This window comes from Microcoleus sp. (assembly GCF_049646505.1).
In the GTDB taxonomy this organism is placed as follows: Bacteria; Cyanobacteriota; Cyanobacteriia; order Cyanobacteriales; family Microcoleaceae; genus Microcoleus.
Map to the genome: position 1 here is coordinate 1 of NZ_JBARVX010000541.1, position 11178 is coordinate 11178.

Annotated in this window: 18 protein-coding genes; 8 read left to right on the plus strand and 10 right to left on the minus strand. The window is 46.0% G+C overall.

Features of this window, described 5'->3' with window-relative positions:
* Together topA and WBA89_RS25520 are read left to right on the plus strand one after the other, a co-directional pair.
* The coding region (topA, locus tag WBA89_RS25515; protein ID WP_424410364.1) for a type I DNA topoisomerase at nucleotides 1-2110 on the plus strand (2110 nt) is incomplete at its 5' end.
* 190 nt (nucleotides 2111-2300) lie between these two features.
* Nucleotides 2301-2546 carry a hypothetical protein gene (locus WBA89_RS25520; protein WP_424410366.1) on the plus strand — a complete coding sequence of 82 codons (246 nt, stop codon included), beginning with the start codon at nucleotides 2301-2303 and terminating at the stop codon, nucleotides 2544-2546.
* Nucleotides 2547-2768: 222 nt separating this feature from the next.
* On the opposite strand, the gene WBA89_RS25525 is transcribed toward WBA89_RS25520, so the two are convergent.
* The gene (locus tag WBA89_RS25525; protein WP_424410367.1) at nucleotides 2769-3443 is read right to left on the minus strand and encodes a hypothetical protein; all 675 of its coding nucleotides are present in this window, start codon (nucleotides 3441-3443) and stop codon (nucleotides 2769-2771) included.
* A 549-nt stretch (nucleotides 3444-3992) separates the two neighbouring features.
* On the opposite strand from WBA89_RS25525, the gene WBA89_RS25530 reads away from it, so the two are divergent.
* Together WBA89_RS25530 and WBA89_RS25535 are read left to right on the plus strand one after the other, a co-directional pair.
* Nucleotides 3993-4322, plus strand: a complete 330-nt coding sequence (locus tag WBA89_RS25530) for a DUF6883 domain-containing protein (protein ID WP_424410369.1) — start codon at nucleotides 3993-3995, stop codon at nucleotides 4320-4322.
* Between the two features lies 1 nt (nucleotide 4323).
* The gene (locus WBA89_RS25535) at nucleotides 4324-4572 is read left to right on the plus strand and encodes a DUF4926 domain-containing protein (protein ID WP_106331409.1); all 249 of its coding nucleotides are present in this window, start codon (nucleotides 4324-4326) and stop codon (nucleotides 4570-4572) included.
* Between the two features lie 7 nt (nucleotides 4573-4579).
* Here the strand turns inward: WBA89_RS25535 and WBA89_RS25540 are convergent, their stop codons facing one another.
* Genes WBA89_RS25540 through WBA89_RS25560 form a run of 5 tightly spaced genes read right to left on the minus strand, consistent with a single transcriptional unit; the run spans nucleotide 4580 to nucleotide 6433 of the window.
* Nucleotides 4580-5014, minus strand: a complete 435-nt coding sequence (locus WBA89_RS25540) for an HNH endonuclease (protein ID WP_424410371.1) — start codon at nucleotides 5012-5014, stop codon at nucleotides 4580-4582.
* A gap of 5 nt (nucleotides 5015-5019) precedes the next feature.
* Nucleotides 5020-5391 (minus strand): hypothetical protein, encoded by a 372-nt coding sequence (locus WBA89_RS25545; RefSeq protein WP_424410373.1) that lies wholly within the window; start codon nucleotides 5389-5391, stop codon nucleotides 5020-5022.
* A gap of 45 nt (nucleotides 5392-5436) precedes the next feature.
* Nucleotides 5437-5796 (minus strand): DUF433 domain-containing protein, encoded by a 360-nt coding sequence (locus WBA89_RS25550; RefSeq protein ID WP_424410375.1) that lies wholly within the window; start codon nucleotides 5794-5796, stop codon nucleotides 5437-5439.
* 58 nt (nucleotides 5797-5854) lie between these two features.
* On the minus strand, nucleotides 5855-6214 hold the full coding sequence (locus tag WBA89_RS25555) for a DUF433 domain-containing protein (protein ID WP_424410377.1): 360 nt from the start codon (nucleotides 6212-6214) through the stop codon (nucleotides 5855-5857).
* A 21-nt stretch (nucleotides 6215-6235) separates the two neighbouring features.
* Nucleotides 6236-6433: a hypothetical protein gene (locus tag WBA89_RS25560; protein WP_424410378.1), complete on the minus strand. Its 198-nt coding sequence runs from the start codon at nucleotides 6431-6433 to the stop codon at nucleotides 6236-6238.
* 395 nt (nucleotides 6434-6828) lie between these two features.
* On the opposite strand from WBA89_RS25560, the gene WBA89_RS25565 reads away from it, so the two are divergent.
* Nucleotides 6829-7134 (plus strand): hypothetical protein, encoded by a 306-nt coding sequence (locus tag WBA89_RS25565; protein ID WP_424410379.1) that lies wholly within the window; start codon nucleotides 6829-6831, stop codon nucleotides 7132-7134.
* Between the two features lie 166 nt (nucleotides 7135-7300).
* Here the strand turns inward: WBA89_RS25565 and WBA89_RS25570 are convergent, their stop codons facing one another.
* The 3 genes from WBA89_RS25570 to WBA89_RS25580 are packed head-to-tail and all read right to left on the minus strand — an operon-like array spanning nucleotide 7301 to nucleotide 7921.
* Entirely contained in the window at nucleotides 7301-7465 is a 165-nt protein-coding gene (locus WBA89_RS25570; protein WP_424410380.1) for a DUF5615 family PIN-like protein, read from the minus strand.
* Complete coding sequence (locus WBA89_RS25575) at nucleotides 7459-7593, minus strand: DUF5615 family PIN-like protein (RefSeq protein WP_424410381.1); 135 nt, start codon at nucleotides 7591-7593, stop codon at nucleotides 7459-7461. The genes WBA89_RS25570 and WBA89_RS25575 overlap by 7 nt, the downstream gene beginning before the upstream one ends.
* 1 nt (nucleotide 7594) lies before the next feature.
* Nucleotides 7595-7921: a DUF433 domain-containing protein gene (locus WBA89_RS25580; protein WP_424410382.1), complete on the minus strand. Its 327-nt coding sequence runs from the start codon at nucleotides 7919-7921 to the stop codon at nucleotides 7595-7597.
* 101 nt (nucleotides 7922-8022) lie between these two features.
* On the opposite strand from WBA89_RS25580, the gene WBA89_RS25585 reads away from it, so the two are divergent.
* Together WBA89_RS25585 and WBA89_RS25590 are read left to right on the plus strand one after the other, a co-directional pair.
* Nucleotides 8023-8226, plus strand: coding sequence for a type II toxin-antitoxin system HicB family antitoxin (locus WBA89_RS25585; protein ID WP_424410383.1), 204 nt, complete (start codon nucleotides 8023-8025; stop codon nucleotides 8224-8226).
* The gene (locus WBA89_RS25590; RefSeq protein ID WP_424410385.1) at nucleotides 8223-8375 is read left to right on the plus strand and encodes a type II toxin-antitoxin system HicA family toxin; all 153 of its coding nucleotides are present in this window, start codon (nucleotides 8223-8225) and stop codon (nucleotides 8373-8375) included. Before WBA89_RS25585 ends, WBA89_RS25590 begins: the two co-directional genes overlap by 4 nt.
* Before the next feature lie 144 nt (nucleotides 8376-8519).
* On the opposite strand, the gene WBA89_RS25595 is transcribed toward WBA89_RS25590, so the two are convergent.
* Nucleotides 8520-8711, minus strand: coding sequence for a hypothetical protein (locus WBA89_RS25595; RefSeq protein WP_424410387.1), 192 nt, complete (start codon nucleotides 8709-8711; stop codon nucleotides 8520-8522).
* Between the two features lie 393 nt (nucleotides 8712-9104).
* Between WBA89_RS25595 and WBA89_RS25600 the strand changes: the two genes are divergently transcribed.
* Nucleotides 9105-11178 (plus strand): phosphoketolase family protein (locus tag WBA89_RS25600; RefSeq protein ID WP_424410389.1); only part of this gene is annotated, 2074 nt, incomplete at its 3' end.

The following is an 11178-nucleotide window of genomic DNA, read 5'->3' on the forward strand; positions in this document are numbered from 1 at the left end:
CCCCCTTGGTAAGGGGGGACAGGGGGGTGCCTTCGATGCCAAACTCGTCACAGTCGGGAATGTGAAAGTTGCCAGCGGTAGCGATTTCGATGAAAATACCGGACAAATTATCGCAGGTCGCCGCGTACTTTTGCTCAACGAAGAACAAGCCAGGGCTTTACTCTCGCGCATTCAAAACAAACCTTGGACTGTTAGCAATCTCGAAGAACGGCCAGTCACCCGCAAACCCTCGCCGCCGTTTACGACCTCGACTTTGCAGCAGGAGGCTAACCGCAAGCTGAGGCTGGGTGCGCGGGAAACTATGCGAATTGCCCAAAGTCTCTACGAACGCGGTTTTATCACCTATATGCGGACGGATTCGGTGCATTTGTCCGAACAGGCGATTACGGCAGCCCGCAGTTGCGTGCAAGAACTTTACGGTAGCGAATATCTCAGCCCCCAACCGCGCAAATACACGACGAAAAGCAAAGGTGCCCAGGAAGCCCACGAAGCTATCCGCCCGGCCGGCAGCACTTTTCGGACTCCGCAGCAAACGGGATTGGATGGCGTGGACTTCCGCCTCTACGATTTAATTTGGAAGCGGACAGTCGCTTCTCAAATGGCCGATTCCCGCCAAACTCACGTCACGCTACAAACTCAGGTAGAAGATGCCGGTTTCCGTTCCAGCGGGAAACGCATTGATTTTCCCGGCTTTTTGCGCGCCTACGTGGAAGGTTCCGATGACCCAGATGCGGCTTTGGAAGACCAAGAGGTGATTTTGCCGGCGCTGAAGGTGGGGGATAAACCTAATTGCAAGGATTTGCAGGCTGTGGGGCACGAAACTCAACCTCCCGCCCGCTATACGGAGGCTTCGCTGGTGAAGATGCTCGAAAGCGAGGGGGTTGGCCGTCCGAGTACATACGCGAGTATTATCGGTACAATTGTCGATCGGGGATACGCGAAATTAATAGCTAACGCCCTGATTCCGACCTTCACTGCTTTCGCCGTCACTACTTTATTAGAAACGCATTTCCCCGACTTAGTAGACACGGGTTTTACTTCCCGCATGGAACAAACCCTTGATGAAATTGCCACCGGGGAAGCCCAATGGCTGCCGTATTTGCAAAAGTTTTATACAGGGGAAATGGGACTTGCTACCCAAGTTAAGGAACAGGAAAATCAAATCGACGCGAAAGTTGCTCGAACTGTGGTACTGAAGAATTTGCAGGCAAAAGTTTGCATCGGTAAATACGGCGCTTACCTGGAAGCTGAAAGCGAAGAGGGCCCGGTGAAAGCATCGATTCCGCAAGATTTGACTCCGGCTGATTTAGACCCGGAAAAAGTGGAGTTTCTGTTAAAGCAAAAGACGGAAGGCCCGGAAAAATTGGGTCTTCACCCGGACACTGGGGAACCGATTTATGTGTTGGTTGGCAATTACGGCCCCTACGTTCAGTTGGGGGATGTTTCGGAAACGAATAAGAAACCGAAGCGTTCTTCTTTACCGAAGGGGACTGATAAGGATAGCGTGACGGTTGATATGGCGGTGAGTTTGTTGACTTTACCTCGGTTGTTGGGGACTCACCCGGATACGGGGGCGAAGGTGCAGGCTAATTTGGGGATGTACGGGCCTTATGTTGTGCACGACCAGGGTAAGGTTGGTAAGGATTATCGATCGATCAAGCCGCCTGATGATGTTTTGACGATCGAGCTCGATCGGGCATTAGAGTTATTATCGCAGCCGAAAGCCGTGCGTGGCAGCAAATCAGCGACACCTTTGAAGGAATTGGGCGCGCATCCAGAGTCGGGAGAACTGTTGAATGTTTACGATGGCCGCTACGGCCCCTACGTGAAACACGGCGATATCAATGCTTCTTTGGCTAAGGATGAATCTGTGGAGAATTTCACCTTACAAAAAGCCCTGGATTTGTTAGCAGCGAAGGAAGCAGCGGGCGGCGGCAAATCTAGCAAGTCGAAGAAGTCTAGTAAGACTGCGGCGAAGTCGGAAACTGCAACTGAGAAGACTGCGGCGAAGAAAACGACTGCTAAGAAGACGACGACTGCGGCAAAGAAAACTACTGCTAAGAAGGCGACGACTGCGACAAAGACGAAGAAAGCAACTAAGTCAAGTTAGTTTAGTTTTCTGTCATCCCAGAAACCGGGTTTTTTGCGAAAATAATTTGTTGTAGCAGACAAATTCGGTAAAAAATCCGGTTTTTGCGATCGGGCAGTCCATAAGTATGAAAGCTTTTTCTCAAGTAATCCTTGTATTTTCATGATATAATCCAGACTATCCATGTAGTAATTGGAGTAATTGAATCACCATGATAGCTGAACTTATGGTACAACCTTCTTACTGGATCGATAGCGAGATTTCGATGCAGAAAGTCAGAAATCTTTACTTATTCAAATTTACGGAAAATCTGCAAGCCAGATTAGAAGAACTAGCCGAGAGAAAAAAGGCTAATCTTTTAACTTCAGAAGAGGTTGTAGAATTAGCAAGCTTACTAGAACTCGATCGGATTTTTACCTTAATTAACGCTAAAGTTATAGCAGCCTCATGTCCGTAAACCGCGCTACTAAAAATTTAGTAAGAAGTAGAGCTAATTTTCTGTGTGAATATTGCCATTCAGCGGAAGAAACTAGCTCTACTCTGTTTACGATAGACCATATTTTATATCAAATCCGTTAACATCGTCATGTATTCATCTCTCTATTCTCTCCCTCTGTGCCCTCTGCGCTCTAGCGCCGGTTAAATCATTCCGATGCAACCGGAAACGATATTACCTCGCTCAATTGATGGTAGCGATGAACTCTTCCTGATTACGAAGCATCGAAACATAGACAACAGCCAAAGTTAGACGATTCCAATTAGGTTGATTGAGTGTGAATAGAATACCTCCAGCAAGTGCTGCCCAGCCTACGGGACCGAGTATAAGCGCAATGCCCTGACTCATGCCCATATAAATTGCAAAAGGTAACGTAATCCCCAAAGCATTAGTTAGACCGCCCAGAACAGTGCTTGCCAACAGATACACCCCAAAACCACTCATTTTTGCAATGGTCATTACACTGCCGCTCAACAACAAACTTTCAAAAGCTGGATCGCTGCTATCTCTTTTCATCTCTATAACAAGCTTTTGTCGTTGCTCTGGTGAAAGTTGCTCCCACATATTCTGAAACAGTTTGGTTACAACAGCAGTCTCAATCTCTTGGGTTTCTAAGTCGCGCCACTGACGACCGCTTAATGTGGTTGCCCAATCAATACTGATACGATCGGCAACATCTGTTACAACTTGTTTCCAAGAATGATTCCAAAAAAGTTGGCCAATACTTCCAGCTCTGAGATAGCGTACATGATTGCAAAGAATATCAGGAGCATCACCAAATGCTGATTCTGTCAGCTCTGCTAGGTTTTTTCGTTGCTCTTTCGTAGCTGATTGAACTATTTTGTATAACTCTTGCATTGCTGGATTACCTCAAATATTCTACAAGTAGCTAGCGTACCATACCGTAAATTGCCCACACGGGAAAATATTCATATTTTTATTGAGTAAAAATTGACACACATCCAAACCATGAACTATATTATAGAAAAGGATGCAGCAGACACGATCTAATCATGACATCCCGTTACCCACGAGGGTCGAGGAATTCCGGTAAAGACGTTCTGAATACCAAGATTTATATTTTGGCGAAGCCTCCTTAAGGAGCCTTTGTTATTTTATGGCTTCGGTAATTCCTTATTCTGCAATAACTTTTTGGCTATGACGAAGAAGCCAACTTTTTTAACTTTATTAAGTTCAGTTAAATCAGTCAGTTTTATATCATTTGCGCGATCGATCGCACAAACCCACCCTATCCCTGACCTCGCGCTGGTCTAAAATCTCCTCAGCCGCCAAAAAGGCGATACGGGCGATCGACTTTCACGAAAAAACTGCGGTAATCCAGAACGATACAAACCCTTGGGCTTCTGTATGGCACAATCAAGATAAAAAGGATCGAGAGGTTTCAGGGTGAAGATTCCAGAAGATGCGCTCATCCCAGACGACAAGATAACCGGCTACCTACTTGTGCAGAAAGCCAGAAATGATAAGTCAAAATTCTTGGCACGGGCTGGATTTACCTCAGAAAACCCAGAAGCACTCAGAGCAGCCATCCAGTCAGTTGTGGGAGTAGGTGAGGCTGTTGAAGACAGGAACAACGAGTATGGAGTCTTTTATCAAGTTATAGGAGAACTCGTTGGTACAAATGGCATAAACCTATTTGTTGTTACAATTTGGCTACAACGACGGATTGATGGAAAATTTCAGTTTGTGACGCTCAAACCTCTTAAGGAGAATTGATATGACCCTAGAGCTATATCAGGAAGTTGCTTTAACCCGTGACTTACCAGAATATCAACTCAGAGCAGGAGATATTGCAACATTGGTTGATTTTGTTGCTCATCCTAGTGGTGGTGAAGAGGGCTGTCTGTTGGAAGTATTTAATGCTGTTGGTGAGTCTATTGCAGTTATTGTCGTCCCAATCTCTACTGTAGAAGTTCTACGCCCTGATGAAATCTTAACAGTTCGTTCTTTGGCAAAAGCAGGTTAATATTCATTCAACCGTCGGGTTTAATCTCTGTTGGCGGATGCCATCCAGCACTAACCCATTGACGCCTGACAGTAACAGCAATATTATTGTTTAGTTGTAGTGCTATAACTGTGGCACGACCGCAATCTGTAAGTCCAATAATTTCTGTAGCGTCTTCACTCCAAGCAAAATATTGTGACCATTGTTGAGTACGCGGATTAAATAACTTAGCGTGCTTTTGCGTGACTGGATCTAATGCGTCAGTTTGGGTTCCTTTGTAATTATTGCACAAACTACAAGCCAGCCAGAGATTTTCTTCCTCATCAGTACCGCCAATCGCTTTAGGAATAATATGGTCAATTTCCAATATTCCCAGGACATACATTTGTAAACTGCGACAATAACCGCATCGGTTTTGAGCTTGTGCGCGAACTCTGGCTCGAACTTGTTCGGAGATTGCCATTTTGATTATCCTTTTAATGGTTCGAGTAAGCCGCGCTGCACAGCTTCATTTAAGGCTTGAGCTTGTCGCAGTAGTCGAGTTTCATAGATGTGGATTAATGCCTGCAATTCAGCCAGTTCTACAGAGGCAATTGTACCGGATTGTTGGCGGTCTAGCAATTCACTTAATCGTTGTTCTTGGATTGGTTGCAGCCGGAGTTGAGTCTGAGCGATTACTTCTGCATCAGACAATTCTGATACTGGTTTAGAAGTTGGCAATAAGAAAATTTCCAGAGTTTCTACTAGAATCTCACTGACGCTGCGGTGGCGTTGCTGCGCTAGCAATTCTGCTTGGTGATAGACTTCATCTGGCAAATTCAAGGTGATTTGGGCGGTCATAGGTGGAAGGCTATGAAACGAATATTTATATTATGGCATATTTTACTAATTGATATTTTCAGGTGTATCTAAAATTGCGTCTGCCTCGTCATTCTCGCGGATGGCTATTTCAATTTCATCTGGGAAAGCGGCCGCATAAGTCCAGGCATTTGCTAAATCAGTAGCCGTTAGTGTGGGATAGTTATCTAAGAGTTGGGATTCGTTCATACCCAAGTGGCGAAAACTTTCCAGCAGCCAAACAGGAACGCGAGTTTGTCTGATACAAGCATCTCCGCCGCAGACACCGGGAGTTTTGCTAATTCCTTGCCAGGTGTTGGCTAAGTTTTGGGTTAATAATTGGATAACTTGAGCTTTCTCGCTTGGCGTCAAGGCCTTGAGTTGTGCTTCTAATTCTTGAATTTTCATACAACCTGTTTGATTTATGCAATATGTATGTATTTACTATTGTAGCGCGATCGTAGGTTTACTGGATATTGTCAGGTGTATCTAAGATTTCGTCAGCCTCGTCTTGCAGTCTAATTGCTTCCTCAATTTCGTCAGGATAAGCGACCGCATAAGCCCAAACATTTACTAAATCAGCAGCACTCAGACGGGGATAGCAATCTAGGATAAAAGCATCGGTAGCGCCGTCATTGCGATAGCTTGCGAGTAACCAAACGGGAATGCGAGTATTGTCAATACAAGCATCGCCACCCATCACGCCGAGAGTTTTTGTAATAGACCGTCCACTATTTTTTAGACTCTGGGTTAAGATGCGAATTGCCTCTACTTTCTCTGCTGGCGTTAAGGCCTTGAGTTGCGCTTCTAATTCTGGGATTGTCATAGAGCTTATTTGATGTATGAATTATGTATGTATTTTATATTGTAGGGCGATCGCCCTATCCCTGACCTCGCGTTGGTCTAAAATATCCTCAGCCAGCAGAAAGGCGATATGCGCGATCGACTTTCCTGCCCGTATAATCCCGCCGTCGTGCCGCAGCAGTGGCCCAAAAACTAGCAGCAAGTCGAAAAAGTCAACTAAGACGGCGGCGAAGAAAAACAACTGCTAAAAAGACGGCGACTGCGACAAAGAAGAAAACCAAGTGAAATTAGTTTAGTTTTCACTCATCCAGAAACCCGGTTTATTAAAAAAACCGGGTTTCTTTATTTATAAAATACTAGAAAAACTTGCAAAAATAGGTTTGATCGTTCGGACTTCAGTCCTTAAAATTCTCTTCTCTTACGAATGTGTCATAAACGTCGGGGTGGTTCGATCGCCCGCCCGACATTTTTGAGACATATCAACTCAAACTCTTGTGAAGCCTAGCTCTTGGGCTTGCTTGTCACCAGCCGGCAAAATCAGCCTATTTACCTATTGACAATTGCTCTTCTCTGTTAAATTGTCAGGGATATCACATAAAAGTTAAAAAATGTATCAAAAACAACAGAAAGTACCAAATGTTTTATGTAGGCCCTACAATTGAGAAAGGAAACAAGATAAGAGGCGCGATCGCTATGGATATCAATGAAAACCTAGATTGGGAAGAAGCATTTGAGTACCGATCGGGCTTGACAGTAGAATTGAAGTCCCAGCCTGGAGTTTTGCATAAGATCGCTTACTATGAAGTGATGATGGTACCGCCCATCTGGTTAGAAAATGACCCGCGTCCCCGGTATCCTCACGAACTGCTAGTCGTTTCCCACCAGCCTGCTGTGTCCAATATTTGCCGGATTTCAGAGTGTCCTGTTTTAGTCGCTTCCTAGGTTTTTTAGCGGGAAATATCGGCGATGGAATCCAGCCAGCAATCAAACCGATGCAGTAATTTTCGGATTGACATTGCTTTGCATTACGGTGTGCCGATCGACTTAAGATATAGATGGCGGCGACTGTGCGATCGACTCGAATCAAGTGACCTGTTAATTTTTAAAGTCAGGAAATAGCCTGATTAATGTTAGCAGCCATTCTTGTTAAATCATCTTCTCCCCTACAGACAATGATTCCAGCACGGTCAGGCTGTAAGCTGTGCCGTGTGATAAAATAACGGCGATTTAGAGTTAAAACAGCTCGATTTTCACTGACTGCAAAAGCTAACACTTCTTCGTCGGGATTTTTTGGTTATCTTTTCCGGCTTCTTGTACTGTCAAAATATTGTGACCCATAGCGCGCAGCAATTCTACAACCTCTCTGGGAAATTGTTCGTCACCATAAAGACGCGCCATCATCTTAATCCTCCTCATTCTCGCGGATAGCTATTTCAATTTCATCGGGAAAAGCTGCCGCATAAGCCCAGGCATTTGCTAAATCAGTAGCCGTTAGTGTGGGATAGTTATCTAAGAGTCGAGACTCGTTCATGCCCAAACGACGAAAACTTTCCACCACCCAAACAGGAATGCGAGTGTTTCTGATACAAGCATCACCGCCGCAGACACCGGGAGTTTTGCTAATTCCTTGCCAGGTGTTGGCTAAGTTTTGGGTTAATAATTGGATGATTTGAGCTTTCTCGGTTGGCGTTAAGGCCAGAAGTTGCGCTTCTAATTCTTTGATTGTCATGGAAATTTTGGGATTTATGAATTATGTAGCTATTTGATATTGTAGGGCGATCGCCCGAAATCATCTATAATAGAAAAATCAGCGCTCGTGACACGGAAATCATGAACATCAAAGTCGTATTAGAACCCAGTGACGAAGGTGGATATACCGTCTATGTTCCCTCACTGTCAGGCTGCATCAGTGAAGGGGAAACGCTTGACGAAGCGTTAGCAAATATCCAAGAAGCGATCGAACTTTATTTGGAGCCGATGGCAGATGAATTGAGCATTTCCGAAGGTGCAATTGTGAGGGAATTGGTGCTGTGAGCAAAGTTCCCAATCTTCCTTATACTCAGATTATTGCGGCGCTACAGCGCGATGGATGGGTATTTGTCCGCCAACGGGGTAGCCACATTCGACTGCAAAAAGCTATGCCAGATGAAGTATTGAAATTGACTGTCCCAGCTCATCGTTAAGTCAAGCGTTCTACTCTAGCTCAGATTTTAAAACAGGCTCGTATAGACCTCGATAAATTCTTGGATTTGTTATAAGTAAACTGAACAAGCGACCGCCAAAGTAGTACAAAGCTACATTGGTATCTAACACAATTAAAGCTTAACTCAATCCCACTCCTCCCTAATTAGTTTCTGGTACTCTAACGGTTCTTGAGTTAGTTCGATCGCACCCGCATACTTGGAAAAATTACTTTTTTCCGTCTTTTGAATTATCGGAGTCTCTAACAGTTGCTCAATTTGCTGCCACTCTTCGCAATCGACCGGCACTGCAACTGGACGCATTGCTTCATCAGTCACAAGTTTTTTCCTAACAGGTAGCATTAAGGCCCCCTTCAGATTTAATGTTTAACTTTTTCATTATAGCTACACAATTAAAAATTTGCATATCTAATATAAATTATTCTTACCTCTACCTTGAGAAGTATCTTCCTCATTGCTGGCTTTCACCCCCCACAACCTCCGGCTTTTCTGCCGCGATCGCAGGGCGCTGGTTACTCAAAAATTAAGGTTAATTTAAACTTTGATTTTGGTAAAAGCGATCTAGGATGCTATTGTTTACTTGCAAAACATGGAGTAAAAACCAACTGTGTCGCAAGTAACAAAATAATAGCGCGCCGAAAGTGAAAATAACATCGCACTTTCAAAACAAAGTTAACCGATAAATCAGCAAAACTCAGGAGTTAATCGCTTATGATGCTAGGAACCACCGAAAGCCCCCAATTAAAACCGCTTTCCGACTCAGAACTACATAAAATTAACGCCTACTGGCGGGCCGCAAATTATCTATCCGTCGGACAAATCTATCTCCTCGACAACCCGCTACTCAAAGAACAACTCAAACTCGAACACGTCAAACCCAGACTCCTCGGACATTGGGGGACAACTCCAGGCCTCAACTTCATCTACGTTCACCTCAACCGCATCATCAAAGCCCAAGACATCAACGCCATCTACATCGCAGGCCCCGGACACGGCGGGCCCGGCTTGGTGGCCAATACCTATCTCGAAGGCACCTATAGCGAATATTACTCGAACATTTCTGAAGACGAAGAAGGGATGAAACGGCTGTTCAAACAGTTCTCGTTTCCCGGCGGTATCCCCAGCCACGTCGCGCCGGAAACTCCCGGTTCGATTCACGAAGGCGGCGAACTCGGCTACGCCCTCGTCCACGCCTACGGGGCGGCCTTCGACAATCCAGATTTAATCGTGGCGGCTGTTGTCGGCGACGGGGAAGCAGAAACGGGCCCGCTGGCTGCTAGCTGGCATTCTAACAAGTTTCTCAATCCGGTTCGGGATGGGGCCGTGTTGCCGATTTTGCACCTCAACGGCTACAAAATTGCTAATCCGACGGTGTTGGCCCGCATTCCGCAGGAGGAATTGGAAAGTTTGATGGTTGGTTACGGCTACAAACCTTATTGGGTGGAAGGTTCAGACCCGGAAACGATGCACCGGTTGATGGCTGCAACTATGGATACAGTCATTGGGGAAATTAAGGCGATTCAGGAAAAAGCCCGGACTGAAGGTTATACCGATCGCCCGCAGTGGCCGATGATTGTGATGAAGACTCCCAAGGGCTGGACTGGGCCCAAGGAGGTTGACGGGAAGAAGACTGAGGGCTCGTGGCGATCGCACCAAGTCCCGCTAGCAGAAATGGCTTCTAAGCCCGGACACGTCCAACTCCTGGAAGATTGGATGAAAAGCTACAAGCCCGAAGAACTGTTTGACGACAAGGGTAAACTAATTCCAGAATTGGCGGAACTTGCACCGAAGGGAACTCGGCGGATGGGGGCAAATCCTCACGCTAACGGCGGTTTGCTGCTGCGAGACTTGAAAATGCCAAATTTTGCAGACTACGCCGTAGACGTGCAAAAACCGGGGGCTGTGGTGGCAGAAGCAACTCGCATCTGCGGCCGTTTCCTGCGAGACGTGATGAAACTCAATCAGGAAAACGCTAATTTCCGAGTTGTCGGGCCCGACGAGACGGCCTCAAATCGCCTCGATCCGGTGTTTGAAGTGACCGATCGGGTTTGGGCGGCCCAAATTTTGCCGGAAGATGACCATATTTCTGCCGACGGCCGCGTGATGGAAGTCCTCAGCGAACATCTCTGTCAGGGTTGGCTGGAAGGCTATTTGCTGACAGGAAGGCACGGATTTTTCTCTTGTTACGAGGCGTTTATTCACATCATTGATTCGATGTTCAACCAACACGCTAAATGGTTGAAAACTACTCGCGATATTCCTTGGCGCAGACCGATAGCCTCTCTCAACTACTTGCTAACATCTCACGTTTGGCGGCAAGATCACAACGGTTTTTCTCACCAAGATCCGGGTTTTATCGACCACGTAATTAACAAGAAAGCGGAAGTTGTGCGGATTTATTTGCCGCCTGATGCGAACACTTTGCTGTCAGTAACTGACCACTGTCTCCGCAGCCGCAACTACGTTAATGTGATTATTGCAGGGAAGCAGCCGGCTTTGCAGTATTTGGATATGGATGCTGCGATCAAACACTGTACGACTGGCCTCGGTATTTGGGAATGGGCTAGCAACGATCGAGGCGGCGAACCGGATGTGGTGATGGCTTGCGCGGGCGATGTTCCGACGCTGGAAACTTTGGCGGCTGTTGACATTCTGCGCCGAGATTATCCTGAGTTAAAAGTGCGGGTGGTAAATGTGGTGGATTTGATGACGCTGCAGCCTACTAGCGAACATCCGCACGGTTTGTCCGATCGCGATTTTGATGCTTTGTTCACGAAGGATAAGC